The sequence below is a fragment of the Paraburkholderia heleia NBRC 101817 genome (assembly GCF_000739775.1).
In the GTDB taxonomy this organism is placed as follows: Bacteria; Pseudomonadota; Gammaproteobacteria; order Burkholderiales; family Burkholderiaceae; genus Paraburkholderia; species Paraburkholderia heleia.
Genome location: NZ_BBJH01000018.1, coordinates 23,031 through 49,125 on the forward strand (window position 1 = coordinate 23,031; position 26,095 = coordinate 49,125).

Below are 26,095 nucleotides of genomic sequence, written 5' to 3' on the forward strand. Positions count from 1 at the left end.
ACTCCGGGCCCATGCAAAGCGCTTACTCCGGGCCCATGCAAAGCGCTACTGCGATCCTGTGCAAAGCTATTGCATTCGCATGGCCCGGTTGAGGGCGGCGAAAGAGACTCTATTTTTTCTCGCCAATGACGGAAATTTTTTGCTAACTCTCCGGCGCTGCCGCTTATTCGCGCGAGAGCCTGCCCGCGCCAGGCGAAATTGGAGAGAGATTTTCTCTGCCCGGCGCGATCCCGTCCGGATCGGCCTTCGGCGTTGCCCGTCAGATCGTCCGGGGCGCGTAAGGCGTCGCCCGGTCGAACGGCACGACATCGTGAAAGTGCGTGTAGTCCATCGTGCTCACGCCGTCGGCGTCGCTCATCAGGTCGACGTAACGGTAGTCCCAGCGGATCTGCCGGTCCGACCAGCTAAAGCGCGCCTGCATGGTCTGCGCGGTCGATTCGTCGGAGCCCTCGATCACGACATGCAGCGTGGCGTGCTGCTCGGCCAGCAGCTCGGGCGTGACGCCGTAGAGCGGGCTCGACTCGTCGATCACGTGCATGAGATTCCAGCCCAGCGTGAAGAGCGGATGCTGGTCGCGCACGAGCTTGAGGTCGTGGATGCGCCGCGCGCGAAAGCCGTCCGACGACGTCTCGATGCGGATGAGCCGCAGCTTCGCGCCCGCTTCGGCGATCACGTTCTGGCGGGCGTTGGCGGCGCGCGCCATCAGCGTCATGCGGCCTTCGATGGGGTGCACCACCACCTGGCTCGCGAACATGATCATTGCGCGCGGGCGCGAAAAGCGCGCGAATACGAGGCCGGTCGCCAACGCGATACCCGACATACCGACGAAGATTTCCAGCGTGGCGACGATGTGCGCATAGAGCGTTTGCGGATGCATGTCGCCGTAGCCGACGGTGGCGAGCGTTTCCACGCTGAAGAAGAACGCGCCGAGAAAGCCATTCGGGTACTGGTTGGCAATGGGCGCGGCGCCGAGCTGGTAGAGGCACGCGAACACGCCGTTCATGAGCAGGAAGAGGGCCGCGAGCGATGCAAAGAACGTGGGCCAGCGCATGGTGAGCGCGGTGTGATAGAAGTCGCCCCAGGACTGCGGCATGCCGTAGACGAGCACCTCGCGCGAGGCCACCATCATCTTGCGCGGCTTGCCGCGCCTCGTGCCGTGCTTCGCGCCGCTGGGCGTTTCGGCCTTGCAGGCGGCCATGTCCACGCCCGGCGAATCCTGTGGTGCCGAATCGGCTTGCTGGGCCGCTTCCTGGTTTGCGAAGCGTTCCGGCGTCTCGGACGTCATGATGGTCCCTGCGGATCTGAAGTCAGGAGAAGAGCGTAGCAATGCCGCAGGGACAGGACAAGCGGGGAGGTCGCGCGCGCGGCGCAAGGGCGACAGAGCGGCAGCCAGTGCGCAGACACGCCAGGGGGCGCCGGCAGGGTGCGGCGCACGGCTGGCGCGACGGGAGCGGGAGGAAAGACGCGGCAGGGACAGCGTCGAGCGAAGGGCTTATGGAAACCCATGCGGCTTCGGAATGCCTGCGCCGTGCTCGATGTCGGCGATGGCCTGGCGGCGCGCGGCGTCCACGGCTTGCGTGGGCGCGTCGAAGCCCGCGTTGCCGCCCACCGTGACCCACGGCTGCACGGCCTTGTCGCGATGCGTGATCTGATACTCGGCGTCCCAGCGAGCCCCCTGCAGTTCGAGGGGATGCACGTGGATAGCGTAGACGCCGTAAAGAAAGAGCTGTTCGGACATGGCTAACCTCCTGTCGACCCGAGTTGGCGCTTTAGCGCCTTACTCGGGTCCCATGCACAGCGGTCGACCCGAGTTGGCGCTTTAGCGCCTGAGTCTGGTCCCATGCAGAACTGTCGACCGCACATCGTGCGGCCCCATGCAGAGCCCCCGCCTCATGCAGCGCCGCCGGCAGTTCCCGAGCGGGCACTGGGCCTGCCGCGGCGACTTATAGTTCGAGTTCGCCGAGAATGCGATGCGCCAGCGCCTTGGCTTCTTCGAGAGCCTCTTCCGGCGTGCCCGATGCGGCTTCGACTTCATACACCGCGTTTTCGAGTTCCTCGCCGTCGTCGCGCGCCAGGGAGACCAGGCCCTGGTACTGGCCGGCGTTCATGGGCCGCACGGAGGCGACGGCCGTGTAGATCCCCTTGGTGTAGCTGACGTCTTCCATAGCGTGCTCCTCGTGGAAGGAAACTCCCTCGACGGGCCACGTGGATTAAGGCGCGCAAGCGTCGCGCCTGGCCCGCAACAAGAGGGAGATTCCATGCTAGCACGTTGCCCGCGCGGCTGCGGGACACGCATATGACGGCGGCGCGGCGCTTTCGTGTCAGCCGCGCGCCGGGTCCTCGCAATGCGCCGCGTGCGCCTTCAGTCGGCGAGCAGCGCGACGACTTCGTCGAGCGTCGGCGAATGCGCGCCGGGCCGGCGGCACGCGGCCGCGCCCGCGGCGAGCGCGAAGGCGAGATGCTGGCGCCAGTCGCGCTGCGGCGCGCTCATGAGGCTGAACAGCAGCCCGCCGATGGACGCGTCGCCGGCCCCCACCGTATCGGCCACTTCGACGCGCGGCGGCGACGCCTCGATCACCTCGTCGCGCGCATAGAGCGTGGCCGCCTGCGCGCCGCGCGTGACGAGCAGGGTGGCGGCCGGATTGAGCGCGCGCACGGCTTCGATGGCCTCGGCCTCGCTCTTGCCGGCGAACAGCATGCGCAGGTCTTCGTCGGACACCTTGATGAGATCGGCGAGCCCGGCCATGCGGCGCAAAATCGGCTCGTAGCCGTGCGCCATGAGGTTGCGGTAGTTCGGATCGAAGCTGATCTTCACGCCGGCCGCGCGCAGCTCGGCGGCGAGCGTGGCGAGCGTTTCGCCGAGCGGCTGGCGCACGAGGCTGATGCAGCCGAAGTGCGCCCACTTCGCGTGCGCGCGCCAGCCTTCGGGCAGCTTCGCGGGATCGAAGGCGAGGTCGGCGCTGTGCTCGCCGATGAAGTAGTACGCGGGCGGATGCGTCTGATGCACGATCGCGAGCAGCGGCGCGCGCTCCACGCGTTGCATGAAGCGCATGTCGAGACCGGCGGCCACGCTCGCGTTCCAGAGTTCGTCCGAGAAGTTGTCGACGCCGAGGGCGCCCACGCTCGCCGTGGGCAGCCCGAGGCGCGCCACCGCGCGCGCGACGTTCCAGCCCGCGCCGCCAGGATGCGCGCGCCAGTGCGAGTCCATGCCCGCTGTGCCGGGTTGCGAAGCGTGCGGCGTGCCCTCGGGCGCGGGGGTGCGCACGAGATCGGTGAGGATGTCGCCGGCCGAGATGAAGGCCGGGAAGCCGGACGAAAAGTCCGGGCCGGTGCTGCAGGTGCTCATCGTCGTGTTCCTCTCTCTAGTTCCGGCCGCTCGTGCCTGCCGTGCCGCCGGCCGTCGCTTCCTCGCGGCCCGCCACCGGCGCCATGCCGCGTCCGGGCAGGGCGTTCAGCGCTTCGTAGCACGCACCCATCGTGTGATAGTCGGTCTTGCCGGCGGGGCTCTTCTCGTCACTGTACTTGCGGTTGTCGCAGGTGAGGATGCGATACCACGCACCGTAACGATGATCGACGAAATTCGCCCAGCTGTAGCGCCAGATCTCGTCGTACCAGTCCCAGAAGCGCTCGTTGCCGGTGCGCTTGCCGAGCAGCGCCGCCGTGGCGAAGGTTTCCGCCTGCACCCAGAAGTATTTGTCGTGATCGCACACGGTGCCGTCCGGGCCGAAGCCGTAGTAGAGGCCGCCATGATCGTTGTCCCAGGCGTGGGCCATGGCCGCGTCGAACAGCTCGATCGCGCGCGGCAGCAGCCAGGGCAGCGGCCGGTGCCGTTCGAGCAGCAAGAGCAGCTTCGCCCACTCGGTTTGATGGCCCGGCTGGAAGCCCCACGGGCGGAAGATGTTCGAGCTGTCTTCCTCGTTGTAGTGCCAGTCCACCGACCAGTCCGCGTGAAAGTGCTCCCACACGAGCCCTCGCGAGAGCTTCGCCTGGCGCAGCGTGATGTTCGAGGCGACGCGCTCGGCGCGGTCGAGATAGACGAGATGGCCGGTCGCCTCGTAGGCCGCGAGCAGCGCCTCGGTCGTATGCATGTTGGCGTTCTGGCCGCGGTAGCCCGACACGATCCAGTCGGCGCTCGCCTCGTCGGCGTACAGACCCGCCGCGCCGTCCCAGAAGCGGTGTTCCATCAGGTCGAAGGTCGCGCCGATCATCGGCCGCGCTTCCTCGATGCCGGCCATCGCCGCATGCGCGTAAGCGAGCAGCACGAACGCGAGGCCGTAGCAGTGGCGCGTGGCGTCTAGCACGCGCTTTTTGCCGTCGCGCCAGTCGATCTCCCAGTCGTAGCCCTGCAGCTGCGGGTCCCAATGGCCCTCGCGCAGGAACTGCAGGCCGTGGCGCGCGTATTCCAGGTGCTGCGCATCGCCGAACTCGCGATACGCCATCGCATAGTTGAAGACGTACCGGCAGCTGCTCACGAGGTGCCGCGAGTGCGCGTTGTAGATCGAGCCGTCGTCGCGGAAGTAGTGGAAGAAGCCGCCCGAGGGATCGAGCACGTTCGGCGCGTAGAAGCGCAGCGTGTCCTGCACGTGGCCGAGCAGGAAGCCGCGGTCGCGAAAGCTCGCGACGCCCGGTGCGGCGACGGGGTGAGCGGTGGCGGAGGGGGCGGTGTCGGCGGTCGTCGTCATGGCTTTCTCTTCTGGCTTGGACGTGGCTTCAGCGTAGTTTCGATGGGTGTTCGGCGGGTTTCGACGGCGCGTGTCAGGCGCTTTGCGGCGTGCCTGCGGCGCGATGGTCGGCGTGCCCGGCAACGAGACTCGATGACGCCGCACCCAATGTGCTCGCACGCGCGACGAGCTGGACCGGCAAGCGGATTTCGTTCGCGGCAGGCGTTTCTTCGAGCAGCAGCTCGACGCCGCGCCGCCCGAGCGCTTCCTTGTCGACGGCGATCGTCGAGAGCGGCGGCGTGGCGTGCGTGGCGCCCGCGATATCGTCGAAACCGATGATGGCGATGTCGTCGGGCACGCGCAGGCCATTGGCGAGGCACACGCGCATGGCCGCGAGCGCGGCGGCGTCGTTGTAGGCGAAGACGGCGTCGGGCGGCGGGCGCGGGGTTGGGTATCCGGCGCGCGCCGCATCGAGCAAACGCTGCATGGCGAGCGACGCGCCCGTGTCGGGATCGAGCCCGCCGTCGATGGTCGTTTCGAGCGACGGGTCGAACAACAGGCCCGCCTCGAAGAACGCGCGCCGATAGCCGAGCGCGCGCTGCGCGATGCTGTAGTGCGCGAGCGAGCCGCCGATGAACGCAATGCGCCGCCGTCCCAGTCCGAACAGATGCTGCATGGCGAGCGCAGCGCCCGCCGCGTTGTCGATGTTCACCGAGCGCAGGCCCGGCGCCCACAGGTCGATCAGCACGAGCGGGCGTTGCAGCGCGACGAGCGCGGCGAGCATTTCCGGCTCGACGAAGCCCGCCACGGCGATGGCGTCGGGGGCATGCAGGCGCAACTGCTGGACGGTGTCGTCGGCGGGACCGGCGGTCAGCAGCGCGGGCACGATGCCGTGTTCGCGGCAGGCGTCTTCCACGCCGTGCAGCACGTGCGAGAAGAACGGGCTAGCCGCGAAGTTGTTGTGCTGGCGGTGCAGCAGGAAGGTGAGCCGGCGAATGCGCGGACGCAGTTGCGCGCAGTCATAGCCGAGCGTGCGGGCGACTTCGACGATGCGCTCGCGCGTGGTCTCGGAGAGGCCCGGCTGGTTTTTCAACGCGCGCGAGACCGTGCCGATCGACACGTTGGCGGCTTGCGCGACGTCACGAATGGTTGTCCCCATGATTCCTGGCTGGCGGTGGCGCGGTGAGCGTTCCGGGTTGGGTCAGGTGTGCGGCGATTGTATAGTAAAAACTTGGTAAAAGAACCCGAATCTACGTTTAGAATTCCAGGTAAATACCAGTAAACAATGAAATAAACGCAAACATTAGTGTTTAGTAAAACGTGCTAAACATGTGCGGGCACGATGGTTGCGGAAAGCCGGACACTCACATTCGACTTACGGAGGCATCATGCTCGGCACCCTGCTTCTGGTCATTCTGATCCTGCTGCTCGTTGGCGCGTTCCCCGCGTGGCCGTATAGCCGCTCGTGGGGCTACGCGCCTTCGGGCACGCTCGGCATCGTCGTTGTCGTGGTGGTCGTGCTGGTCCTGATGGGGACGATCTAGCGACAAGCGACAGCGCAGCAGTCAGGCAGCGCAAGCAAAACGGGCCGGCGCGCGGCGCGAGCCGCGCGGCCGGCCCGTCCGCATTCCGGGCTGCCGCTCGGGAGATTCAGGCTGCTAGAACGCGCCGGCTTCGCGTGGTGTCGAGCCGGGCCTGGGGAGGAGGTCGGCGCTCGCGTTGCCGTCGATCACGACGAGCCCGCTCGCTTCCTGTTTCGCGCGGCGCTTGGCGAGGGCCGCGAGCGAGGCAATGGCGTCGCTGCTGTGCTGCGCGCCTTCGCCCGGCGCGATGCGCACGCAGCCGATCGCCATCGTCACGAAGGTGAAGAAGGTGGCGTTGCCGTGGCGATCCTCGCCGTGAATGCCGCCCGCGAGGCGCTCGCCCGGGGCGTAGAAGCGCTGCGCGCCTTCGTTGAACGTGTCGATCGCGAGGCGTGCGCGCTCGCGCCACGTCTCGCTCTGAAACAGGACCAGGAAGTCGTCGCCGCCCACGTGGCCGAGGAAGTCGCGCGTGGGGTCGCAGGCGTCGGCTAGCACCGTCGCGGCGAACTTGAGCACCTCGTCGCCTTGCCAGTAGCCGTACTGGTCGTTGAAGGGCTTGAACTGGTTCAGGTCGACGTAACACGCGTGAAAGCCCGCGTCGTGCGAAAGCAGCCGCTCGATATGCGCGCTGATGGGAATATTGCCAGGCAGGAAGGTGAGCGGATTGGCGTAGCGCGCAGCCTGGATGCGCACCTCCGTCACCGCGCGCACGAGGCTCTCGCCGGTGCCGAGGCCGGCGTAGCGGCCGCTATCGGTGATGACGAAGCCATCGGCGAGATAGCGCTGGTCGTCGCTCGCGAGCAGCGTCGCCATCTGCTCGACCGTCATCGACTGCTCGATCACCACCGGCTGCGCGTTGGCGAATTGCAGGCAGGCCTTCTTGCCGAACAGCTCGCGATGATACGGCAGCGCATAGCGGTCCATGAACGCGCGCCGGTTGATGAGCGCGACGGGCGCGTCGTCTTCCACCACGGCCACCGCGTGCAGGTCGGGTCGACCGTTGAACAGCTCGAGCACGTCGTTGTTGGTCGCCTGGCGCGGCAGCGCGGGCGCGCGCACGAGCATCTTGCTGGCCGGCGCGCCGCCGCCCGCGGGCTGCGTGGCGGTGCTGCGCGTGGGCTCGGGGAACACGGCGATATGGTCCGCGCGAATCGCCTCGCGCGCTTCGCGGGCGAGCACGCGCAGCGGCTCCACGTTGGGGCGGCCGAAGAAAAAACCCTGGCCGCAGTCGATGCCCATGTCGCGCAGCACGATGAGGTCGGCCGCGTTCTCGATGCCTTCCGCCACGAGCCGTGTGCCGCTCGCCTGCGCGAAATACTGCATGGCGCGCACGGCTTCGAACTTGAGCGCGTCGTTGGCGATGTCGTGGATGAAGAAGCGGTCGATCTTCACGACATCGGGCTGCAACTGCACCCAGAGGTTGAGGCTGGCGTTGGCCGTGCCGTAGTCGTCGAGCGCGAACTGGGCGCCGGCCGCGCGCAGCGTCTCGACGACGGGCGAAAAGTTGCGCAGGTCGTGGATGGCGCTCTGCTCGGTGAGTTCGATCACGACGCGCGTGGGGTCGATCGGGCCGTCGAAGAGGGAGAGCGCGGCGTCGCCGGCGGCGGTGAGCTGGCGCAGCGCGTCGGCGCTGAAATTGAGGAACAGCTTGCCGGGGCAGTCGAGCCCGGCGAACGTTTCGATGCAGGTGCGGGCGGCCGCGCGTTCGAGCGCGGCGGTGCACTGCTCGTCGCCGGCGCGTGCGAACAGGGCGGCGGGCGTTTCGAGCGGCGAGCCGGCCGGCCCGCGAATGAGGCCTTCGTAGCCGAGGATCGCGCCACTCTCGAAATCGACGATGGGCTGGAAGACGGCGCGCAGCTGGCGCTGGGCGATCAGCGCCCCGACGCCGGGCGCCGCGTGCAGGAGTGGCGCGGGAGCAGACATGGACAGGCCGGAACGGGCGAAGACGATGAACTTAACGGCATATGATCGGATGAATTAAATGAAATTTTGGTGACAACGCCGCGATGCCCGATCTTCGGGCGTGCGGTGGAGGCGCGCGTGACGCGGGGAAGAGAGGCTGGCGGGGGAGGTTCGGACGCCGGGCGCTAGCCGCGGCGTTTGCTGCGGAAGGGCGGCGGCATCCCGCCGCCCCGCATGACGGACTGGGCGACGTTCAGCGCCGCGCGGCGGCGGCAGTGCGCTCGCTCGCGCCGGCGCGCGATTCGTCGCCCGCGCTGGCGGCGCGCTCGGCGCTCATGTCGCGAGCGCCCCAGCGCTGGGCGAGCGCGGCGCACACCATGAGCTGGAACTGGTGGAACAGCATGAGCGGCAGCACGACCGCGCCCACGGCGTTCGAGGCGAAGATGACCTTCGCCATCGGCACGCCGGCCGCGAGGCTCTTCTTCGAGCCGCAGAAGATGATGGTGATCTGGTCGGCGCGCGAGAAGCCGAGCTTCTTGCTCGTGAACATCGTGATGCCGAGTGCAAGCGCGAGCAGCACGCCATTCACCACGAGCAGGCCGCCGAGCGCGGTGAGCGGAATGTGATGCCAGAGCCCTTCGTTCACCGCCTCGGAAAACGCGCCGAACACCACGAGCAGGATCGAACCCTGATCGACGAACTTGAGCACGCCCTTGTTGCGCTCGATCCAGCGGCCGATCACCGGGCGCAGCAGCTGGCCCGCCACGAACGGCACGAGCAGTTGCAGCACGATGTTCCACACGGTGTGCCACGCCGAGCCGCCGCTCGCGCTCTGGTTCGTGACGATCAGGCTCACGAGCGCGGGCGTGACGAAGATGCCGATCAGGCTCGACGCCGAAGCGCTGCAAACGGCGGCGGGCACGTTGCCGCGCGCGATCGAGGTGAATGCGATGGACGACTGCACCGTGGAGGGCAGCGTGCAGAGGAACAGCACGCCCGCATAAAGCGCCGGCGTGACGAGCGGCGAAAGCACGGGCTTGAGCGCGAGGCCCAAAGCCGGGAAGAGCACGAAGGTGCTGAGCAGCACGACGATGTGCAGCCGCCAGTGCGTAGCGCCTGCGACGATCGCCTCGCGCGAGAGCTTGGCGCCGTGCAGGAAGAACAGCAGGCCGACGGCCACGTTGGTGAGCCAGTTGAAACCGGTGGCGGCCTGGCCGTGCACCGGGAACAGGCTCGCAAGGATCACCGTGCCGACGAGGCAAAGGGTGAAGTTATCGGGCAGGAATTTCGGACGTGCCATCGGACAATCTCAAGTGCGCGCCGGGGCGCCTGGCTGCGCGCAGATCGATGTGCGCGCAACGGGTGAATCGGGACGTCTATTGTCGACGCAAGCCGATTGAAAAAGCAAATTCATTTGAGGCATTGATTAATGAATGATACGCATGTATTGCCGGCATCGATGTCTCTTTATGCCGGATTCCTCATCGACGCGCGAGGGGTATGCCCGCGCCGCAAAGTCGTCAGGAGTCCGCGCATTCTTCAGATGTTCAGGCATGACCGAGGCATCAAACGAACCGTTCTCACGCCTGCGCGCAGCGCCTTGCCAGGCGGCCTTCCGAGGCCGCGTCCGAAGCCGGAAAACCCAGCAGTAACATGGTGTTACAACCCTTCGGGCGGCATAACATCTTTTGGCTCGACACCCTTTCGGCACGCCCATAAATTACCGTCAAAGGGACGCCCGGACCGTTGTGGCGGCAATCGTTACGCGCTCGCGCGGCGAGCGTCCCGGGACTGGCCCGCCATGGCCCGAGTGGCGAGTGCCAGGCGCAAACGTCGGGCAGGTGAAACGTCACAATGCAGGCAGGGTTGTCAAAACTGGGACAGTGGGTATTGGGGGCTGGATTAATGGCCTTCGTTGCGCTCGCCCATGCTCAGCCCGGTTTCCCAGGGCACGGCGGCGGCGGCTTCGCGCGCGCGCCTTCCATGCCCACGATGCCCGCCATGCATTCGATGCCCGCACCGCGCGGCGGCATGCCGTGGGGTGGCGGCTACCACGGCGCCCCTGAGCGCGGCCGCGGTCCTGCCGCTTACACCGGGGCCGCTTCGCCCATGCGCGTGGCCGACCAGGGCGGCCGGTACGAGCGCGGCGGCAACCGTGCGCCGAACCAGTGGCAAGGTCAGGTCCAGCAGCAGGCTCCGCATCGCGACTACCGCTATGGCACGCCGTTCGGCGGCTACGGCGGCGGCTATCGCGGCAATCCCATCACGCCCGTGAGCGCGGAATCGCGCCAGGTGCCGCATCCGCCGGCCGACTCGCCGGTGCGCGCCGGCTCGATCCGCGAAGACGTCGCCCGCTACAACGAGGAGCGCGGGGGCACCTTCCGGCCCTTCCCGCGCAATGGCGGCGAGGTGCCGCGTCCGCCCATGCCTTCGCCTTACCGTAATTGAGCGCTGCCGCCCGGCCCGCTTTCGTTTTCCTCCCTCCGCACGCTTTCTTCCTTTCCTCGATGGATTCTGCTCAGGATTCGCTTCAGGCACTGACCTGTTAGCGCCGCTCAAACACGTCCAAAACGAGACGCGTTCGTCCATGCCGTGAAAACTGACGCGTGGATACCACACTTTTTTGGAAACCTCTCGTTATACAGAACCCTTTCGTCTCAAATCCCGCTTTCGTTTCGGCGGCGCGTCATCCGCGGCCCCGTGCGTGCGGGAGCGCCCCGCTGGGCGCGGCCCGGCAGGCTGCGATTCAGCGTGACGCAGCGCAGCGCGAAGCGGCACCAACAGCGGCGAACCAGGTTTTATCGGCAGCAAACTAATCCGCCCGATATACCGGCAATAACAGCGTTTATTTTTGACCATAAAAATGGTCCGCAAAGATGGATCCGCCCAGAACGGCCACGTCTGCGAACGACGAAAAAACAAAGCTTTGCGCGAGCGCCTCAGCCGCCCGACACCCTTTTTTGACAAAGACTGGAGAACCCATGAATACAACGGTCAGCCGCGTGCTGCGCACCACCCTGAAGGCGAGCGCGCTCGCCGCTGTTCTTGCCGCCGCGTCGTCGCCGGCGTTTGCGCAGTCGAGCGTCCAGCTCTACGGCCAGGTCGACGAATGGGTCGGGGCGACGAAATTTCCGGGCGGCCAGACCGCCTGGAACGTGGGCGGCGGGGGCATGTCCACGTCGTACTGGGGCATGAAGGGATCTGAAGATCTGGGCGGCGGCTACAAGGCGATCTTTACACTGGAAAGCTTCTTCCGCGCGCAGAACGGCCAGTACGGCCGCTTCGCGGGCGATACGTTCTTCGCGCGCAATGCGTACGTCGGCCTCGAATCGCCGTATGGCACGGTCACGGCGGGGCGCCTGACGACGCAGCTGTTCGTCTCGACGATTCTCTTCAATCCGTTCATCGATTCGTACACCTTCTCGCCGATGGTGTACCACGTGTATCTCGGCCTCTCGACATTCCCGACCTACACGACCGACCAGGGCGTGGTGGGCGACTCGGGCTGGAACAACGCGGTGCAGTACTCGACACCCAACTTCAACGGCCTCTCGGGTTCGGCCATGTATGCGTTCGGCAACCAGGCCGGCCAGAACGGCTCGAAGAAGTGGAGCGTGCAGGGCCTGTATTTCCACGGCCCGTTCGCGGCCACGGCTGTCTACCAGTACGTGAACTTCAACAACACGCCGGGCGACATCGGCAGTATCGTGAGCGGCGACACGACCATCATCGGCTTGAAGAGCCAGGGCGTGGCGCAGGTCGGCCTCTCGTACGACCTCAAGTACGTGAAGTTCTTCGGCCAGTACATGTACACGGCGAACTGGCAGCAGGTGGGCAGCTGGCACGTGAACACCGCCCAGGGCGGCGTGACGGTCCCGGCCGGCCCGGGCACGGTCATGGCGTCGTATGCGTATTCGCGCGACGGCGGCGGCCTGAACCAGACGCGCCAGACGGCGGCCATTGGCTACGACTACCCGCTCTCCAAGCGCACGGACGTCTACGCGGCGTACATGTACGACCACTTCGACAACATGTCGAGCGGCCAGACCTACGGCGTGGGCATGCGCGCGAAGTTCTAGGCCGCGCAGCCTGCAAGGTCGAGGTTCGACGCGAAAACCCCGCACTGCGTGCAGTGCGGGGTTTTTGCTTTCTGGGCCGTCCGCTGCTCGCCGCGGCTAAGCGCACCTGCGCGTTTCAATACCCGCATTTGATAAAACGAGGAAAATATCGTCGATTGATTCCCGTTTATTTATGTTCGAGTTGAAGGCCGCGCAATGGATACCCTCGTCAGCATGAAAGTGTTCCGCCAGGTGGTGGAGGCGGGCAGCTTCGTCGCGGCGGCCGAGCGCATGAACATGTCCGCCGCGATGGCGAGCAAGCATGTGATGCATCTGGAGCAGCAGCTCGGCGCGCGGCTGCTGAACCGCACCACGCGCCGCGTCGCGCCCACCGAGGCGGGGCGCGAATACTACGAGCGTGTGGCCCTGGCGCTCACCGAACTCGACGAGGCCGGCCAGGCGGTGGGCGCGGCGAGCGTCGTGCCGCAGGGGCGGCTGCGCGTGTCGTCGCTCACGGCGTTCGGGCTGCGTCATGTGATGGGCGCGGTCGCCGACTACGCCGCCGGCCATCCGCAGGTGACCGTCGACATCACGCTGTCCGACCGCGTGGTCGAGCTGATCGACGAGGGCTTCGACGTGGCGATCCGCGCCGCGCCGTCGGGGCTCAAGTCGTCTTCGCTGATCGCGCGGCCGCTCGCCACCGCGCACATCGTGCTGTGCGCCTCGCCCGAGTACCTGCGCCGCCACGGCGCGCCGAAAACCGTGGCCGATCTCGCGCGGCACAACTTCGTTCAGTACGCGGGGGCTTCGGCCCAGGAACTCGCACCGTTCGCAGAGGGCGCGGGCGGCGTGAAGCCGAAGCCGGGCGGCAACCTCATCGTCAATCACCTGGAAGCGCTGCGCGTGGTGGTGCTGCAAGGCGGCGGGCTGTCGATGCTCGGCACCGAGGTGGTGGGCGACGATATCGCCGAGGGTCGCCTCGTGCCGCTGCTCGTCGACGCGCTGCCGCCGCGCGAGCTGCCGATCTACGCCGTGTATGCGAGCCGCCGCCATCTCTCGGCGAAGGTGCGCTCGTTCGTCGATTTCCTGGCCGCGCGCTTCTCGGAGCGCGAACTCTGGCCGGGCGTCGAGGCGATCCGCGCGGCGGCGGCCAATGCCGACGCCGCCCGCATTGCGTCCGCCCGGCGCTGAAAGCGGGCCCGACGGGGCCCGCCTGGGCTCAGCGGCCCACGCCCAGCCGCGCCTTCGTCGCCTCGTACTCGCGCTTCAGGCGCGCCACGAGATCCGCCACGGAGGGCACATCGTCCATCAGGCCCACGGCCTGGCCCGCACCCCACACATCTTTCCACGCCTTCGCCTTCGAGGTGCCCGCGCCGAAATCCATCTTCGACTTGTCGGACTCGGGCAGCGCATCCGGATCGAGCCCGGCGTTCACGATGCTCTCGCGGATGTAGTTGCCGTGCACGCCCGTGAAGAGGTTCGTGTAGACGATGTCCGCGGCCTTCGCTTCGAGAATGGCGTGCTTGTAGTCGTCCACGGCGTGCGCCTCTTTCGTCGCGATGAAGCGCGTGCCCATGTAGGCGAGGTCCGCGCCCATGGCCTGGGCGGCGAGGATCGAGCCGCCGTTGGCGATCGCGCCGGAAAGCACGATCGGGCCGTCGAAGATGCGCCGCACTTCGCCCACCAGCGCGAACGGCGAGGTCGTGCCCGCATGGCCGCCCGCGCCCGCGGCCACGAGGATCAGGCCGTCCACGCCCGCTTCGAGCGCCTTGGCGGCGTGGCGCAGGTTGATGACGTCGTGCAGCACGATGCCGCCATAGCTGTGCACCGCGTCGAGCAGTTCGCGCGGCGGCGCGCGCAGGCTCGTGATGAAGATCGGCACGTGGTGCTCGATGCACACGCGCACGTCGTGCTCGAGCCGCGCATTCGACTGATGCACGATCTGGTTGACGGCGACCGGCCCGATGACGGCCTCGGGGTTCTCGCTCTTGTGCGCGGTGAGCGCCTCCCTGATGTGCGCGAGCCAGATGCCCAGTTCCTCGGCGGGGCGTGCGTTGAGCGCCGGAAACGAGCCGACGATGCCGGCCTTGCATTGCGCGAGCACCAGCTCCGGATAGCTGACGATGAACATCGGCGAGCCCACGACGGGCAGCGCGAGGTTTTGCAGGACGGCGGGGAGTGCCATGGGGAGGTCTCCTTGCGGCGCTTCGATGGATGGCGGGGCACGCGCACGCGGCGTCGCTATTGACCAGGCGCGATCTAACTTGATAAAGCTCAATCGCGCCAGGAATCGCGCAGGAATTGCGCGGGATAGCGATCGCGAAAACTGCCGTTCGATTATAGGCTTGGGGTCGACCCGGCATCGCGCGTGCGGGATTCGAGGGAATGTTCGGTTTCCACCGCTGCGAGCCCAAAAGCACATTTTCGAGCCGCGCTCGCCTCATACAATGACCGCAGACCAACAAACACAAGAGACTAGCCCCATGCCCTTCGACGGATTCCAGCCTTTCACCGTTCGCACCGCGGGCGGCGTAGACATCTGCGGCGTGAAGGGCGGCGACGGACCGCCGCTCTTGCTGCTGCACGGCCATCCGCAGACGCATATGATCTGGCACCGCTGCGCTTCCTCGCTCGCGCAGCACTTCACCGTCGTCGCGACGGATCTGCGCGGCTACGGCGCCTCCTCGAAACCGCCCAGCGACGACACGCACGCGGTCTATTCGAAGCGCGCGATGGCGGCCGATCAGGTCGAAGTCATGCGCCACTTCGGCCACGAGCGCTTTCTCGTGTGCGCGCACGACCGCGGCGCGCGCGTCGCGCACCGCATGGCGCTCGATCACGCCGACGCCGTCGAGCGGCTCATGCTGCTCGACATCGCCCCCACGCTCGCCATGTACGAGCAGACCGACCGCGAGTTCGCCACGCTCTATTTCCACTGGTTCTTCCTGATCCAGCCCGAGCCGCTGCCGGAGACGCTCATTGAAGCGAACCCCGACGTCTACATCGAGCGCGTCATGGGCAGCCGCCACGCGGGGCTCGCACCCTTCGCGCCGCAGGCGCTGGACGCCTACCGCGCGGCGCTGCGCCAGCCGGGCGCCGTGCACGCGATGTGCGAGGACTACCGCGCCTCGGCGACCATCGATCTCGGGCACGACCGTGCCGACCTCGAGCGCGGCAACAAGGTGGCGTGTCCGCTGCGCGTGCTATGGGGCGCAGAAGGCGTGATCGAGCGCTGTTTCGACCCGCTCGCCGAATGGCGCAAGGTGGCGCGCGACGTGAGCGGGCGCGCGCTGCCGTGCGGCCATTACATTCCCGAGGAGGTGAGCGATGCGCTGGTCGGGGAGATGCTGGCGTTTTTCGAGACCACGGAGCAATGAGCGGCGGCGGCGCCTCGCCGCCGCACCCGAACCTCAGCCCAGCGGCGGCAGGCGGCGCGGCACCGGCGTGGACTTGACGATGGCCGTGCTGGTTTCGGCGCGCTCGGTGACTTTCGCGAGAATCTCGTCGAGCTGCTCGATCGAATGCAGATAAAGCCGGGCGATGAAGCAGTCGTCGCCTGTGACCTTGTCGCACTCGACGAATTCGGGAATGCGCCGCAGCACCTCTTCCACCAGATGCAATTGTCCGGGCAGCGGCTTCACGCGCACGATGGCCTGCAAGGTGTAGCCGAGCGCGCGCGGATCGATCTGCACCGTATAGCCGCCGATCACGCCTTGCGCTTCGAGCCGGCGCAGCCGCTCGGCCGTGCTCGGCGCCGAAAGCCCCACGTGCCGGGCCAGTTCGGCGACGCTCGCGCGGGCGTCCTCGGCGAGCGCCGCGAGCAGCATGCGGTCGATGTCGTCGAGCGGGGCCGCAGCGGGCGGCGGGTTCGTGCGTCGGTTCATGATTGTGCGGGTGCTCCCCCCAGATTGGCCTTTCAATCGAAGGCAAGGACTGCCTCTCGCTTAAGTTTAGCCATGTATTCCTCACCCTGCAGCCGATAAACTGGCTTGCAGATGCGAAGGGCCGCGTGCCATTCGTCCGTTAGAACGAGGATGCAAGCTCATGTCTTCCACCACTCCTGAAATTCGCCGCGGCGCCGCCGAGATGGTCGTCGCGATGCTGATGTCCGGCACCATCGGCTGGCTCGTGGTCGCCTCGCGGCAGGCCCCGATCAACATCGCCTTTTTGCGGTGCGTGCTGGGCGGCGCCACGCTCACGCTCGTTTGCGCCGCACTCGGCCTGCTGCGCCGCAAGCACCTGCCGCCGCGCACGCTCGCGCTCGCCGTGCTCGGGGGCGCGGCCATCGTCGCGAACTGGGTGTTGCTGTTCGCCGCCTATTCGCGTGCTTCGATCTCCATGGCCACGGCCGTCTATAACACGCAGCCGTTCATGCTGGTCGGCCTCGGCGTGGTCATTTTGCGCGAGCGCGTGAGCGCTTCGACGGTTGCGTGGCTGGCGGTGGCCTTCCTCGGCCTCGTGTGCGTGGTCGAGGTGCAGCCGGCCGTGCTCGCGGTGCCCGGAGAGTATCTGCAGGGCGTGGCCTATGCGGCGGGGGCGGCGTTTCTGTACGCGATCTCGTCGATCATCACGCGGCATCTCAAGGGCACGCCGCCTCACCTCATCGCGCTCGTGCAGCTCGCGTTCGGCGCGCTCGCGCTCGCACCGTTCATCCACTACGGCACGCTGCCGGCCACGCCGCTGCACTGGGCGCAGCTCGTCACGCTCGGCGTCGTGCACACGGGCATCATGTACGTGCTGCTCTACGGTGCGATCCAGAAGCTGCCCACGGCGATGACAGGCGCGCTCTCGTTCATCTATCCCGTGGTCGCGATCCTCGTGGACTGGCTCGCGTTCGGTCAGCGTCTCGCGTGGATCCAGGTGGTGGGCGCCGCGCTCATCCTCGTCGCGGCGGCAGGCGTGAACCTCGGCTGGCGCATCGTGCCGCTGCGGCGCAGCGCGCGTTCGGCCTGAGGCGTCGCGCACGCAGCAGTGCCGGCGCGGCGCTGCTGCGTGCGGCAGTTGGCGCGCGGGCAGCATAATGTCGCGATTCGAACCCGCGACTCCCCGCACCTCATGACGCATTCGCACGCCCCACGGGACGAATCCGAACTCACGCGCGCCAAGCGCCAGGCACTGGCGTTTCTGCTGGTTGCGGCGCTCGTCTTCGCCGGCACGGCACTCTTTTTCCCGCCGGGCGTCGTGACGGACGGCGTCAAGTCGGTGAGCGAAGCCGCCATGGTCGGCGGCCTCGCCGACTGGTTCGCGGTGGTCGCGCTGTTCCGGCGCGTCCCGATTCCGTTCGTTTCGGCGCATACGGGCGTGATTCCGCGCAACAAGGAGCGCATCGCCGACGAGCTTGCCGCCTTCGTGCGCGACAAGTTTCTCGACGTCGGTTCGCTGGTCGGGCTGATCCGGCGCCACGATCCGGTGGCGCGGCTGTCCGGCTGGCTCACCGCGCCGCAGAATGCGCGGCGCCTGGGCGACTACGCGGTGCGCATGATGTCGGGCGTGCTCGGCCTCACCGATGACGCGCGCATCCAGGGCTTCATCCGCGACAGCCTGCACGCGGCGCTCGCGCGCGTCGATTTCTCGAAGTCCGCGGGCGCCATTCTCGACACGCTCACCCGTGACGGCCGCCACCAGGAACTGCTCGACCAGATGCTCGAGCAGCTCGCCGTACTGTTGCGCGACGACGGTACGCGCGCGTTCGTCGCGTCGGCCATCGTCGACTGGCTCAAGAGCGACTACCCGACAACCGAGAAGTTTTTGCCTAGCGAGTGGATCGGCGAGAGCGGCGCGCGCGTGGTGGAAAGCGCCGTGAACCGGCTGCTGCTTCAGGTGAGCGAGGATCGCGAGCACCATCTGCGCCAGAAGTTCGACGAGGTCGTGGAAAAGCTGATCGTGAAGCTCAAGAGCGATCCGGCGTTCCTGCGCAAGGGCGAGGAGCTGAAGGCGAGCCTGCGCGAGGGCGGCGCGCTCAACGACTACACGCTCGCGCTGTGGGACAGCCTGCGTACGTGGCTGCGCGACGATCTGGAGCGCGAAGACTCGGCGCTGCACGCGAAGGTCGCCGCAACGGGCCAGTGGCTCGGCGAGACGCTCGCCGCCGACGCCGACCTGCGCGCCTCGCTCAGCGGCCATCTCGAAGACGCCGCACGCGCCATGGCGCCCGACTTTGCGCGTTACCTCACGCATCACATACGCGACACCGTAAAAAACTGGGATACGCGCGAGACGGCGCGGCTCATCGAGTTGAAAATCGGCAAGGACCTGCAGAAAATCCGCGTGAACGGCACGGTGATCGGCGGCGCGATCGGGCTCGGACTCTACCTGTGTTCGCATCTGTTCGAGCTTGTGCGGCTCAAGCTCGGGCAGTGAGATCGATTCGGATTCCAGATGAATGGATCGTGCGACGGTGCGCCATGCCTGCAGTCATAGGTCATCCGTAGGGAAATCACCGATGCTTCGGGAATTTTGGCGCGAGTATCATGCCTTCGACAGTTTGATCACGTCAGAGCTAATTCGAACGCTCGCCCGGAAACGGACGAGCGTTTTTTTTGCGTCTTTCCCGCTTTATCCGTGCAGCCCTGCAGCCCGGCTAGACCACAGCCGCCGGGGCTTCGAGGCGTTCGCCGTGCACGACCAGTGCGCCGCTCTTCGCCAGTTCCCCTGCCAGGTCGCGCAGCAGCGCCGGCCATGCGCCGCGCGGGGCGAGCTGCTGCGCCGCGGCGCGCAGGGAGGCGGCGTTCTCCAGCATCGCCAGCAGCGCGTCGAAGGTCATCGCACGCACCTCCAGCAGCTTGAAGACGATCAGCACCTTGAGCGCGTTCTTCGCGTTGCGGGCCGGGTTGGCGCGCAGCCAGGCGAGGCGCGAGAACGCGCGCTCCAGCGCCGCCTCGACGTTGGTGAACGGCTTGCCGTGGCCCGGAATCACCATGTGCACGTCGAGCTTCGCGATGGCTTCCAGTACCGCGTGCTGTTCGGCGAACCCGCTTGCGCCTTCGAGCTCGGGAAAAATCACGCCGAAGCCGTGCTCCCAAAGCGCATCGGCGCTGATGAGCAGGCGCGGCCCGGCTGCATAGAGCATCACCGAGTCGGGATCGTGCCCCGGCGCGCCGATCACCTCCCAGTCGAATCCTCCTAGCGCGAGCCGTTCTCCCGGCGCAAGCGTGCCGGTGAACGCGAATCGCTCGCAGGTCTGCCCGGTGGCGAGAAAGCTCAACCGCGCCTCGTCCCAGTCGCGCACGATCGTTGCGCTCGCCGCGGGGATCAGCGTCGCGCAGGGCCATTGCGCCTGCAGTTGCGCGTTGCCGCCGCAATGGTCGGAGTGCAGGTGCGTGTTGACGATGAGCTCGAGCGCGCGCGGGCCCAGCGCCTCGCGCACGAGCGCGAGCGTCTGCCCGGCGTGCGTCGCGTAGCCGGTATCGACGAGTGCGGCGCGCGACTCGTCGACGAGCAGCACGTTGTTCGACGAAAGCCAGCCGCGCTCGAACACGCGGATCGATTCAGGGAGTACGGGCGCGGCGCTCATGCCGGTGCGCGTGCCGGTGCGTGTTCGGGCCTGGGCATGACGAGGATCGTCGCGCGCCCTGCCACGAGCGTTTCGCCTTTCTGGTTCACGGCCTCGCCCACGAGCTTCACGAGATCGCCGTTCAGGCTCGGCTTCCACCACGCTTCGTCGACGCGCCACTCGAACGTGATCGTGTCGTTCGCGTGCGCGGCGCGCTTGAGCTTCATGTCGAATTCGAGCCCGAGCGGTTGCGCGTACTGCGAGTAGTGCGTGGCGAGCAGCGCCATGAAATGCGCGGTCGGTTGCGTGCCCGACGCGATCAGTCCGCCAAAGCGGCTTTGCGCCGCGTAGGCTTCGTCGTGGTGCAGCGGGTTCAGATCGTTCACGAGCAGTCCGAACGATTTCACCGATTCGGGCGTGAGCTGAAGTGTCGAGCGGAACGTCTCGCCGACCGTGACGACGCGGGCGGGCGCGTTCATGGTTTTTCTCCTTGCGGCTCGAAGCGTTTCGCAACCCACTCGGCATGCCGCGTCTCGATCGCATCCCAGACGGCGCGCTTCGCGTCGTCGTCGAGCACGGACCAGCCGGCAATTTCGTCGATGGTGCGCAGGCAGCCCTCGCACAAGCCGCTGCGCTCATCCATGCGGCAGATGGCGATGCAAGGCGAGGGCGGCGGCGTGACGGTGTCGCGAATCGCGGTCATGCTCACGCGTCGCGCAGCGCGACGTCCACCACGGGCGCGCCGGTCAGCGCCTCGAGTTCCTGTGGCGAGAGGTTGAACACCGCATGCGGATGGCCGGCGGCGGCCCACAGGCTTTCGAGCGCGAACAGGTCGGCGTCGATCAGCGTGACGGGGGGCGTGGCGTGGCCGATCGGGCACACGCCGCCAATGGCGTAGCCGGTTTTCTCGCGCACGAACTTCGCGTCGGCGCGGCCGATCTCGCCCACGTGCGCGGCCACTTTCTTTTCGTCCACGCGGTTCGCCCCGCTCGCGATCACGAGCACGGGCGCGTCGTCTTCGCGGCGGCGGAACAGGATCGACTTGGCGATCTGCGCGACTTCGCAGCCAAGGCCCGCGGCGGCTTCGGCGGAGGTCTTGCCGGTCTCGGGCAGCATCACGACCGGCCTGGCATGGCCGCGCTCGCGCAGCATCAGGGCGACGCGGCGCGCGGAGTCGGGCAGGGCGTCGAGGTTGTCGAGGGTTTGCGTCATGTGTCGATTTCCTTCGTACTGCAGTTCGATGGGTCGCGCGTCACGCGCAGGCCGCTTCGCTGCGGGCCTTCGCAAGCAGGGCCTTGCCCGCGCGCGAGACGTTCGCCCGGCCGATGGCGGTCGAAATGAAGTCGCCCGCCGCGACGACCTGGTTCAGGTCGATGCCGGTATGGATGCCGAGGCCGTTCATGAGGTACAGCACGTCCTCGGTCGCGACGTTGCCCGTGGCGCCCTTCGCATACGGACAGCCGCCGAGGCCCGCCACCGAGGCGTGGAAAATGGCGATGCCTTCTTCGAGCGCCGCATAGATGTTGGCGAGCGCCTGGCCGTAAGTGTCGTGGAAGTGGCCCGAAAGGCGCTCGCGCGCAAACACCTTCGTCACGGCTTCGAACACTTCGTGCACGCGCTTCGCCGTGCCCACGCCGATGGTGTCGGCAATGTCGATCTCGTCGCAGCCGAGCGCGGCGAAGCGCTCCACGACATCGACGACCGAAGCGACCGGCACTTCGCCCTGATACGGGCAGCCGAGCGCGCACGACACGCTGCCGCGCAAGCGCACGCCGTGCTCCTTCGCGGCAAGCGCCACGGGCGCGAAGCGCTCGATGCTTTCCGCGATCGAGCAGTTGATGTTCTTCTGCGAGAACGCCTCGCTCGCCGCGCCGAAGATCACGATCTCGTCTGCGCGCGCGGCGAGCGCGCCTTCGAAGCCGCGCATATTCGGCGTGAGGACCGAGTAGATCGCGCCGCTGCGGCGCTCGATGCCGGCCATGACTTCGGCGCCGTCGGCCATCTGCGGCACCCATTTGGGCGAGACGAACGAGGCGGCCTCGATGTTCGGAAAGCCGGCGGCCGAGAGCCGGTCGATGAGTTCGATCTTGGTTGCGGTGGGAACGAATTCTTTTTCGTTCTGCAGGCCGTCGCGCGGGCCGACTTCGACGATCTTCACTGCGGTGGGTAATGCCATTGCCGTGTCTCCAACGATATTTTTGAAAGGCTTCGCGATGTGCTGGCGTTCAGTAACCGCGCCCGACGTGCACCACGCCGCTCACGGTCTCGCCGCGAGCCAGCGCGCCGATCTTGTCGGCCACCTGCGAGATCGCTTCGTCGCGCAGCGTGAGCGCCGAACTGTGCGGCGTGATCGTGATGCGCGGCTCGCGCCAGAACGGGTGATCGGGCGCCAGCGGCTCCTCGCGGAACACGTCGAGCGTTGCCGCCGCAAGCGTGCCGCTCGCCAACGCGGCGAGCAGGTCCTGTTCGTCCAGATGCGTGCCGCGCGCCACGTTCACGAGATACGCGCCGCGCGAGAGCTTGCCGAAGGTGCGCCCATTGAGCACGCTTTCGGTGTCGGGCGTGGCGGGCAGCAGGTTCACGAGCAGCTTCACGCCGTCGAGGAAGGCGTCGAACTGCTCGCCGTGCAGCTCGCCCGAATACGTTTCGATGCCCTCGATCGTCTTCATGCTGCGCGAAAAGCCGCGCACTGGCACGCCGAGCGAGGCGACCGCGTGCGCGACCTGCGCGCCCAGCACGCCCAGGCCGAGCACGCCCACCGTGAAGGTCTCGTGCGGATGCGGCGCGAGCACGTGCCATTCGCGGCGCGCCTGCGCGAGCGCGTACTCGTCGAAGCGGCGCAGGTAGCGCAGCACCGCATGCTGAACGTACTCGCTCATTTGCCGGCCCATGCCCGAGTCTTCGAGCCGCACGAGCATGGCGGTGCCGGGCAGCGTGCCAGGGCGCTCGTGTTCGTGGGCGAGGATCGCGTCGACGCCCGCGCCCAGATTGAAAATGGCGCGAAGCCCCGGCACGCCGAAGAGTTCGCGCGGCGGGTGCCAGACGACCGCATAGTCGGCGGGATCGGTGTCGCCGGGTTGCCATTCGCGCAACGCGGCATCGGGCAGGGCGCGCGCGAGGCCGTGAAGCCAAGCGGAGGCGTCGGTCTGCGGGAACCAGAAAATGATCTTCATGATGGGTGAACCTGTCCCTGGTAACGGCTGTGCGGCTCGAAGCGATGCGCGCTGTTGCGTTGCGTGCGGCCCGCGAGGGCCGCCAGAGCCGCGTGCACCGGCACCATTCTACTTTTTCAGGCCCGCGCCCGCCGGGCAAATCGCGGCGCGCCTGCCTGCAACGTCTCTCGCGCCGGACCACACCGGGGGTGCCGAAAAGCTAAGCAAAAAAAATTGGTTCGGCGTGCGCGGCTCGCGGGCCACAATCGATTCACGCCGTGTTCCAGCGAGGAAAAAATCATGCTTTCGTGCGCGCAAATGCGTTGGCCGCCCCGCCTCGTCACCGTGCCGGGTCTGCACGGCAGCGACGGCGCTCACTGGCAGAGCTGGCTCGAACGCCAGTTCGCGCGCTCGCTGCGCGCGGAGCAGGATGACTGGGACGCGCCCGATCTGGCGGTCTGGGGCGCGGCTCTCGCGCGGCGGCTGGTGGGCGAGCGCGGGCCGTTCCTGCTGGCCGCGCACAGCTTCGGCTGCCTCGTGGCGGCGCATGCGCTGCACACCGGCGTGCTGGGGGAAAGCGGGAGCGATATTGCCGGTGTGCTGTTCGTCGCGCCCGCGAGCCCCGAGAAGTTCCGCTTTGCCGGAGCGTTCGAGGCGCGGCGGCTGCCCGTGCCGTCCATCCTCATCGGCAGCGAAACCGATCCGTGGATGCCGCTCGAAGGCGCCCGCGCGCTCGCGCAGCAACTGGGCAGCACGTTCGTGAATCTCGGCGATGCGGGTCACATCAACACGGCGGCAGGCTTTGGGCCGTGGCCGCGCGCGAAGTACTTCGTCGATACGCTCGTCCATGGCGCAGCGCCGGGGCGGCTGCGCGACGCGGCATTCGACCGGGGCGGTCCGGCGTACGCCTGAGGCAGGACACACCCGGCGATACACCTCGCGAGCAGGCGGCGCTCAGTGCCCGAGCGCCGCGCGCAACAACCGTGCCGTATGGAGCGCGATCATCCCTTCTTCGTCGGTGCGGATCGCGAAAACGGGAACGCGGCTTTCACGCGCGCTCACGCGCTCGTTGCCCTGACTGCTGCCGACCTCGTTGACCTGCGCGTCGAGCACGGTGCCGAACACCGGCGCGAGCCGCTCGCATACCTGCGCGCGAATGGGCGCGGCATGCTCGCCGATGCCCGCGGTGAACACGAGCGCGTCGAGCCCGCCCAGCACCACGGCGAGCTTGCCCACGTCCTGCGCGATGCGATACGTATAGAAGTCGATTGCGAGCTTCGCGCGGTCGCTGGCACTCGCGAGCAACTCGCGCATGTCGCTGCTCAGGCCCGACAGGCCCTTCAGGCCCGACTCCTGGTACAGCACCTTCTCGATGGCGTGGTAGTCCATGCCCTTCGCCATCATCCAGAGCACGGCGCCCGCGTCGAGCGCGCCGCAGCGGGTGCCCATGGGCAGGCCGTCGAGCGCGGTGAGGCCCATGGTGGTCTCGACGCTCTTGCCGTCCTTCATCGCGCACAGGCTCGCGCCGTTGCCCAGGTGCGCAACGACGACGCGCCCGCGCGCCATGTCGGGCGCGACCTGATGCAGGTGCCTCGCGATGTACTCGTACGAGAGACCGTGAAAGCCGTAGCGCCGCACGCCCTCGCCGTAATAGCTGTACGGCAGAGCGAAGAGCTGGGCCATGATGTCGTTGCCCGCGTGGAACGCGGTGTCGAAGCACGCCACCTGCGGCAGCTCGGGCGCGGCCTGACGCACCGCCCGAATCGCGGCGAGATTGTGCGGCTGATGCAGGGGCGCGAGCGGCGTGAGCGCGTCGAGCTCCTGGATCACTTCGTCGTCGATGAGCACGGCGTCGGCGTAGCGCGCGCCGCCGTGCACCACGCGGTGACCGATCGCGGCGGGCGGCGTGTCGCGCAGGCCCACGGCGAGCACGAGGCGCAGGAGGCGAAACGCGGCGTCGTGATCGGCGACCTGCGCGACCGGAAACTTCTCGTCGACGATCAGGCGCCCGTCGGCCATATGCGCGACCACGCGCGGCGCGACGCCGATGCCCTCGATCTGCCCGCCCGCGCCATGCAGCGCGCGCGCGCCGCCTTCCACGTGGTCGTCTTCGATCACGCGAAACACCGAACACTTGATGCTCGACGAACCCGCATTCACGACGAGCACGACATGGCCTTGATCGGCCGGCTGGGCCTGGACGCTGCTCACAGGATCTCCGTGGCTTTGCGAGCGCGCCGCGCATGCGCGAGCAGCACGGCGATCGCGCAACTGCCGATGCGCGAGCGCACGCTGTCGGCGCGGCTCGTGAGGATGATCGGCACGCGCGCGCCGAGGACGACGCCGGCCGCTTCCGCGCCGGCGAGGAAGGTGAGCTGCTTGGCGAGCATGTTGCCCGCTTCGAGGTCGGGCACGAGCAGGATGTCGGGGTCGCCCGCAACGGGCGACGCGATGCCCTTGATGCGCGCGGCTTCGGCGCTGATCGCATTGTCGAAGGCGAGCGGGCCGTCGAGCAGGCCGCCCGTGATCTGGCCGCGGTCGGCCATCTTGCAGAGCGCGGCCGCGTCGATGGTGGAGGGCATCTTTTCGGACACGGTTTCCACAGCGCCGAGAATGGCGACCTTGGGCGTGCCCACGCCGAGCGCACGCACGAGGTCGATCGCGTTGCGCACGATGTCGGCCTTCTCGGCGAGCTTGGGGAAGATGTTGACGGCCGCATCGGTGATGAAAAGCGGCTTGTGGTACGAGGGCACGTCCATCGCGAACACGTGCGAGAGGCGTCGCTCGGTGCGCAGGCCATTGGCGGCGAGCGCGACTTCGTGGAGCAGTTCGTCGCTGTGCAGGCTGCCCTTCATGAGCAGTTCGGCCTGGCCCTCGCGCACGGCGCGCACGGCGAATTCGGCGGCGGCGTGGCTGTGCGGCGCGTCGATGAGGGTGATGCCGTCGAGGCGCAGGTCGGCTTCTTCGGCCACCGCGCGGATCTTCGCTTCAGGGCCGACGAGGATCGGCACGATCAAGCCGAGGTTCGCGGCGTCGAGCGCCCCGGTGAGCGAGGACACGTCGCAGGGATGCGCCACGGCGGTGGGCACGGGCGCGAGGCTGCCGCAGCGGGCGAGCAGAACCGAATACTTGTCAGGCGATGAAGTCACGGCGGTCTCCACGAAGAACATGCTGCGGCGCGCAAAGCGCTAACAGTGTAGACCAGCGCCGACGAGGCAGTCGGCTGGATGCGCGCCAGGCCCGCGCG

Annotated in this window: 26 protein-coding genes; 8 read left to right on the forward strand and 18 right to left on the reverse strand. The window is 67.6% G+C overall.

Annotation, left to right across the window (positions count from 1 at the left end; translation table 11 throughout):
• Positions 1 to 259 precede the first annotated feature (259 nt).
• The 6 genes from BHE01S_RS15660 to BHE01S_RS15685 all read right to left on the reverse strand — a co-directional run bounded on the left by BHE01S_RS15660 (position 260) and on the right by BHE01S_RS15685 (position 5,820).
• On the reverse strand, positions 260 to 1,198 hold the full coding sequence (locus BHE01S_RS15660) for an ion channel (protein WP_042265667.1): 939 nt from the start codon (positions 1,196 to 1,198) through the stop codon (positions 260 to 262).
• Positions 1,199 to 1,492: 294 nt separating this feature from the next.
• The gene (locus BHE01S_RS15665) at positions 1,493 to 1,738 is read right to left on the reverse strand and encodes a hypothetical protein (protein ID WP_042265602.1); all 246 of its coding nucleotides are present in this window, start codon (positions 1,736 to 1,738) and stop codon (positions 1,493 to 1,495) included.
• 205 nt (positions 1,739 to 1,943) lie between these two features.
• Positions 1,944 to 2,165, reverse strand: a complete 222-nt coding sequence (locus tag BHE01S_RS15670) for a hypothetical protein (RefSeq protein WP_028201740.1) — start codon at positions 2,163 to 2,165, stop codon at positions 1,944 to 1,946.
• Positions 2,166 to 2,362: 197 nt separating this feature from the next.
• The gene (locus BHE01S_RS15675) at positions 2,363 to 3,346 is read right to left on the reverse strand and encodes a carbohydrate kinase family protein (RefSeq protein WP_042265603.1); all 984 of its coding nucleotides are present in this window, start codon (positions 3,344 to 3,346) and stop codon (positions 2,363 to 2,365) included.
• A 16-nt stretch (positions 3,347 to 3,362) separates the two neighbouring features.
• Complete coding sequence (locus tag BHE01S_RS15680) at positions 3,363 to 4,682, reverse strand: AGE family epimerase/isomerase (protein ID WP_245639753.1); 1,320 nt, start codon at positions 4,680 to 4,682, stop codon at positions 3,363 to 3,365.
• Positions 4,683 to 4,755: 73 nt separating this feature from the next.
• Positions 4,756 to 5,820, reverse strand: a complete 1,065-nt coding sequence (locus BHE01S_RS15685) for a LacI family DNA-binding transcriptional regulator (protein WP_042265604.1) — start codon at positions 5,818 to 5,820, stop codon at positions 4,756 to 4,758.
• Positions 5,821 to 6,049: 229 nt separating this feature from the next.
• On the opposite strand from BHE01S_RS15685, the gene BHE01S_RS36820 reads away from it, so the two are divergent.
• On the forward strand, positions 6,050 to 6,205 hold the full coding sequence (locus BHE01S_RS36820; protein ID WP_042265605.1) for a DUF3309 family protein: 156 nt from the start codon (positions 6,050 to 6,052) through the stop codon (positions 6,203 to 6,205).
• Between the two features lie 114 nt (positions 6,206 to 6,319).
• On the opposite strand, the gene BHE01S_RS15695 is transcribed toward BHE01S_RS36820, so the two are convergent.
• Both BHE01S_RS15695 and BHE01S_RS15700 read right to left on the reverse strand, forming a co-directional pair.
• Positions 6,320 to 8,167 carry an EAL domain-containing protein gene (locus BHE01S_RS15695; protein WP_042265606.1) on the reverse strand — a complete coding sequence of 616 codons (1,848 nt, stop codon included), beginning with the start codon at positions 8,165 to 8,167 and terminating at the stop codon, positions 6,320 to 6,322.
• Positions 8,168 to 8,399: 232 nt separating this feature from the next.
• Entirely contained in the window at positions 8,400 to 9,446 is a 1,047-nt protein-coding gene (locus BHE01S_RS15700; protein WP_042265607.1) for a bile acid:sodium symporter family protein, read from the reverse strand.
• A gap of 683 nt (positions 9,447 to 10,129) precedes the next feature.
• On the opposite strand from BHE01S_RS15700, the gene BHE01S_RS38415 reads away from it, so the two are divergent.
• The 3 genes from BHE01S_RS38415 (at position 10,130) to BHE01S_RS15715 (ending at position 13,395) form a co-directional block, all read left to right on the forward strand.
• Positions 10,130 to 10,594: a hypothetical protein gene (locus BHE01S_RS38415; protein ID WP_167337689.1), complete on the forward strand. Its 465-nt coding sequence runs from the start codon at positions 10,130 to 10,132 to the stop codon at positions 10,592 to 10,594.
• A 533-nt stretch (positions 10,595 to 11,127) separates the two neighbouring features.
• Complete coding sequence (locus tag BHE01S_RS15710; protein WP_042265608.1) at positions 11,128 to 12,225, forward strand: porin; 1,098 nt, start codon at positions 11,128 to 11,130, stop codon at positions 12,223 to 12,225.
• Between the two features lie 195 nt (positions 12,226 to 12,420).
• The gene (locus tag BHE01S_RS15715) at positions 12,421 to 13,395 is read left to right on the forward strand and encodes a LysR family transcriptional regulator (protein ID WP_042265609.1); all 975 of its coding nucleotides are present in this window, start codon (positions 12,421 to 12,423) and stop codon (positions 13,393 to 13,395) included.
• A gap of 28 nt (positions 13,396 to 13,423) precedes the next feature.
• On the opposite strand, the gene BHE01S_RS15720 is transcribed toward BHE01S_RS15715, so the two are convergent.
• Entirely contained in the window at positions 13,424 to 14,389 is a 966-nt protein-coding gene (locus BHE01S_RS15720) for an NAD(P)H-dependent flavin oxidoreductase (RefSeq protein WP_042265610.1), read from the reverse strand.
• Positions 14,390 to 14,687: 298 nt separating this feature from the next.
• Between BHE01S_RS15720 and BHE01S_RS15725 the strand changes: the two genes are divergently transcribed.
• On the forward strand, positions 14,688 to 15,581 hold the full coding sequence (locus BHE01S_RS15725) for an alpha/beta fold hydrolase (protein WP_042265612.1): 894 nt from the start codon (positions 14,688 to 14,690) through the stop codon (positions 15,579 to 15,581).
• Positions 15,582 to 15,614: 33 nt separating this feature from the next.
• On the opposite strand, the gene BHE01S_RS15730 is transcribed toward BHE01S_RS15725, so the two are convergent.
• A complete protein-coding gene (locus BHE01S_RS15730; protein ID WP_042265613.1) occupies positions 15,615 to 16,088 on the reverse strand; it encodes an Lrp/AsnC family transcriptional regulator in 474 nt (157 codons plus the stop codon).
• Positions 16,089 to 16,248: 160 nt separating this feature from the next.
• Between BHE01S_RS15730 and BHE01S_RS15735 the strand changes: the two genes are divergently transcribed.
• Both BHE01S_RS15735 and BHE01S_RS15740 read left to right on the forward strand, forming a co-directional pair.
• Positions 16,249 to 17,157, forward strand: coding sequence for a DMT family transporter (locus BHE01S_RS15735; protein WP_042265614.1), 909 nt, complete (start codon positions 16,249 to 16,251; stop codon positions 17,155 to 17,157).
• Positions 17,158 to 17,259: 102 nt separating this feature from the next.
• A complete protein-coding gene (locus tag BHE01S_RS15740) occupies positions 17,260 to 18,564 on the forward strand; it encodes a DUF445 domain-containing protein (RefSeq protein WP_042265615.1) in 1,305 nt (434 codons plus the stop codon).
• Positions 18,565 to 18,784: 220 nt separating this feature from the next.
• Here BHE01S_RS15740 and BHE01S_RS15745 read toward each other — a convergent pair whose 3' ends face one another.
• Genes BHE01S_RS15745 through BHE01S_RS15770 form a run of 6 tightly spaced genes read right to left on the reverse strand, consistent with a single transcriptional unit; the run spans position 18,785 to position 22,869 of the window.
• Positions 18,785 to 19,717 (reverse strand): MBL fold metallo-hydrolase, encoded by a 933-nt coding sequence (locus tag BHE01S_RS15745; protein WP_042265616.1) that lies wholly within the window; start codon positions 19,715 to 19,717, stop codon positions 18,785 to 18,787.
• A complete protein-coding gene (locus BHE01S_RS15750; protein WP_042265617.1) occupies positions 19,714 to 20,175 on the reverse strand; it encodes a MaoC family dehydratase in 462 nt (153 codons plus the stop codon). Before BHE01S_RS15750 ends, BHE01S_RS15745 begins: the two co-directional genes overlap by 4 nt.
• Entirely contained in the window at positions 20,172 to 20,399 is a 228-nt protein-coding gene (locus tag BHE01S_RS15755) for a DUF1289 domain-containing protein (protein WP_042265619.1), read from the reverse strand. The genes BHE01S_RS15750 and BHE01S_RS15755 overlap by 4 nt, the downstream gene beginning before the upstream one ends.
• A 2-nt stretch (positions 20,400 to 20,401) precedes the next feature.
• Positions 20,402 to 20,908 (reverse strand): YbaK/EbsC family protein, encoded by a 507-nt coding sequence (locus BHE01S_RS15760; protein WP_042265620.1) that lies wholly within the window; start codon positions 20,906 to 20,908, stop codon positions 20,402 to 20,404.
• Between the two features lie 40 nt (positions 20,909 to 20,948).
• Positions 20,949 to 21,872, reverse strand: coding sequence for a hydroxymethylglutaryl-CoA lyase (locus BHE01S_RS15765; RefSeq protein WP_042265621.1), 924 nt, complete (start codon positions 21,870 to 21,872; stop codon positions 20,949 to 20,951).
• Positions 21,873 to 21,921: 49 nt separating this feature from the next.
• Entirely contained in the window at positions 21,922 to 22,869 is a 948-nt protein-coding gene (locus tag BHE01S_RS15770) for a 2-hydroxyacid dehydrogenase (protein WP_042265622.1), read from the reverse strand.
• Between the two features lie 279 nt (positions 22,870 to 23,148).
• Between BHE01S_RS15770 and BHE01S_RS15775 the strand changes: the two genes are divergently transcribed.
• Positions 23,149 to 23,760, forward strand: a complete 612-nt coding sequence (locus BHE01S_RS15775) for an RBBP9/YdeN family alpha/beta hydrolase (protein WP_042265623.1) — start codon at positions 23,149 to 23,151, stop codon at positions 23,758 to 23,760.
• A gap of 42 nt (positions 23,761 to 23,802) precedes the next feature.
• Here BHE01S_RS15775 and BHE01S_RS15780 read toward each other — a convergent pair whose 3' ends face one another.
• The gene (locus tag BHE01S_RS15780; protein ID WP_042265624.1) at positions 23,803 to 25,059 is read right to left on the reverse strand and encodes an acetate/propionate family kinase; all 1,257 of its coding nucleotides are present in this window, start codon (positions 25,057 to 25,059) and stop codon (positions 23,803 to 23,805) included.
• Entirely contained in the window at positions 25,056 to 25,997 is a 942-nt protein-coding gene (locus tag BHE01S_RS15785; protein ID WP_245639754.1) for a bifunctional enoyl-CoA hydratase/phosphate acetyltransferase, read from the reverse strand. The genes BHE01S_RS15780 and BHE01S_RS15785 overlap by 4 nt, the downstream gene beginning before the upstream one ends.
• Between the last annotated feature and the right edge of the window lie 98 nt (positions 25,998 to 26,095).

Coding starts and splice junctions, on each gene's coding strand:
- BHE01S_RS15660 (WP_042265667.1), bottom strand. CDS start 1,198: ATGGCCGCCTGCAAGGCCGAAACGCCCAGCGGCGCGAAGCACGGCACG.
- BHE01S_RS15665 (WP_042265602.1), bottom strand. CDS start 1,738: ATGTCCGAACAGCTCTTTCTTTACGGCGTCTACGCTATCCACGTGCAT.
- BHE01S_RS15670 (WP_028201740.1), bottom strand. CDS start 2,165: ATGGAAGACGTCAGCTACACCAAGGGGATCTACACGGCCGTCGCCTCC.
- BHE01S_RS15675 (WP_042265603.1), bottom strand. CDS start 3,346: ATGAGCACCTGCAGCACCGGCCCGGACTTTTCGTCCGGCTTCCCGGCC.
- BHE01S_RS15680 (WP_245639753.1), bottom strand. CDS start 4,682: ATGACGACGACCGCCGACACCGCCCCCTCCGCCACCGCTCACCCCGTC.
- BHE01S_RS15685 (WP_042265604.1), bottom strand. CDS start 5,820: ATGGGGACAACCATTCGTGACGTCGCGCAAGCCGCCAACGTGTCGATC.
- BHE01S_RS36820 (WP_042265605.1), top strand. CDS start 6,050: ATGCTCGGCACCCTGCTTCTGGTCATTCTGATCCTGCTGCTCGTTGGC.
- BHE01S_RS15695 (WP_042265606.1), bottom strand. CDS start 8,167: ATGTCTGCTCCCGCGCCACTCCTGCACGCGGCGCCCGGCGTCGGGGCG.
- BHE01S_RS15700 (WP_042265607.1), bottom strand. CDS start 9,446: ATGGCACGTCCGAAATTCCTGCCCGATAACTTCACCCTTTGCCTCGTC.
- BHE01S_RS38415 (WP_167337689.1), top strand. CDS start 10,130: ATGCCCACGATGCCCGCCATGCATTCGATGCCCGCACCGCGCGGCGGC.
- BHE01S_RS15710 (WP_042265608.1), top strand. CDS start 11,128: ATGAATACAACGGTCAGCCGCGTGCTGCGCACCACCCTGAAGGCGAGC.
- BHE01S_RS15715 (WP_042265609.1), top strand. CDS start 12,421: ATGGATACCCTCGTCAGCATGAAAGTGTTCCGCCAGGTGGTGGAGGCG.
- BHE01S_RS15720 (WP_042265610.1), bottom strand. CDS start 14,389: ATGGCACTCCCCGCCGTCCTGCAAAACCTCGCGCTGCCCGTCGTGGGC.
- BHE01S_RS15725 (WP_042265612.1), top strand. CDS start 14,688: ATGCCCTTCGACGGATTCCAGCCTTTCACCGTTCGCACCGCGGGCGGC.
- BHE01S_RS15730 (WP_042265613.1), bottom strand. CDS start 16,088: ATGAACCGACGCACGAACCCGCCGCCCGCTGCGGCCCCGCTCGACGAC.
- BHE01S_RS15735 (WP_042265614.1), top strand. CDS start 16,249: ATGTCTTCCACCACTCCTGAAATTCGCCGCGGCGCCGCCGAGATGGTC.
- BHE01S_RS15740 (WP_042265615.1), top strand. CDS start 17,260: ATGACGCATTCGCACGCCCCACGGGACGAATCCGAACTCACGCGCGCC.
- BHE01S_RS15745 (WP_042265616.1), bottom strand. CDS start 19,717: ATGAGCGCCGCGCCCGTACTCCCTGAATCGATCCGCGTGTTCGAGCGC.
- BHE01S_RS15750 (WP_042265617.1), bottom strand. CDS start 20,175: ATGAACGCGCCCGCCCGCGTCGTCACGGTCGGCGAGACGTTCCGCTCG.
- BHE01S_RS15755 (WP_042265619.1), bottom strand. CDS start 20,399: ATGACCGCGATTCGCGACACCGTCACGCCGCCGCCCTCGCCTTGCATC.
- BHE01S_RS15760 (WP_042265620.1), bottom strand. CDS start 20,908: ATGACGCAAACCCTCGACAACCTCGACGCCCTGCCCGACTCCGCGCGC.
- BHE01S_RS15765 (WP_042265621.1), bottom strand. CDS start 21,872: ATGGCATTACCCACCGCAGTGAAGATCGTCGAAGTCGGCCCGCGCGAC.
- BHE01S_RS15770 (WP_042265622.1), bottom strand. CDS start 22,869: ATGAAGATCATTTTCTGGTTCCCGCAGACCGACGCCTCCGCTTGGCTT.
- BHE01S_RS15775 (WP_042265623.1), top strand. CDS start 23,149: ATGCTTTCGTGCGCGCAAATGCGTTGGCCGCCCCGCCTCGTCACCGTG.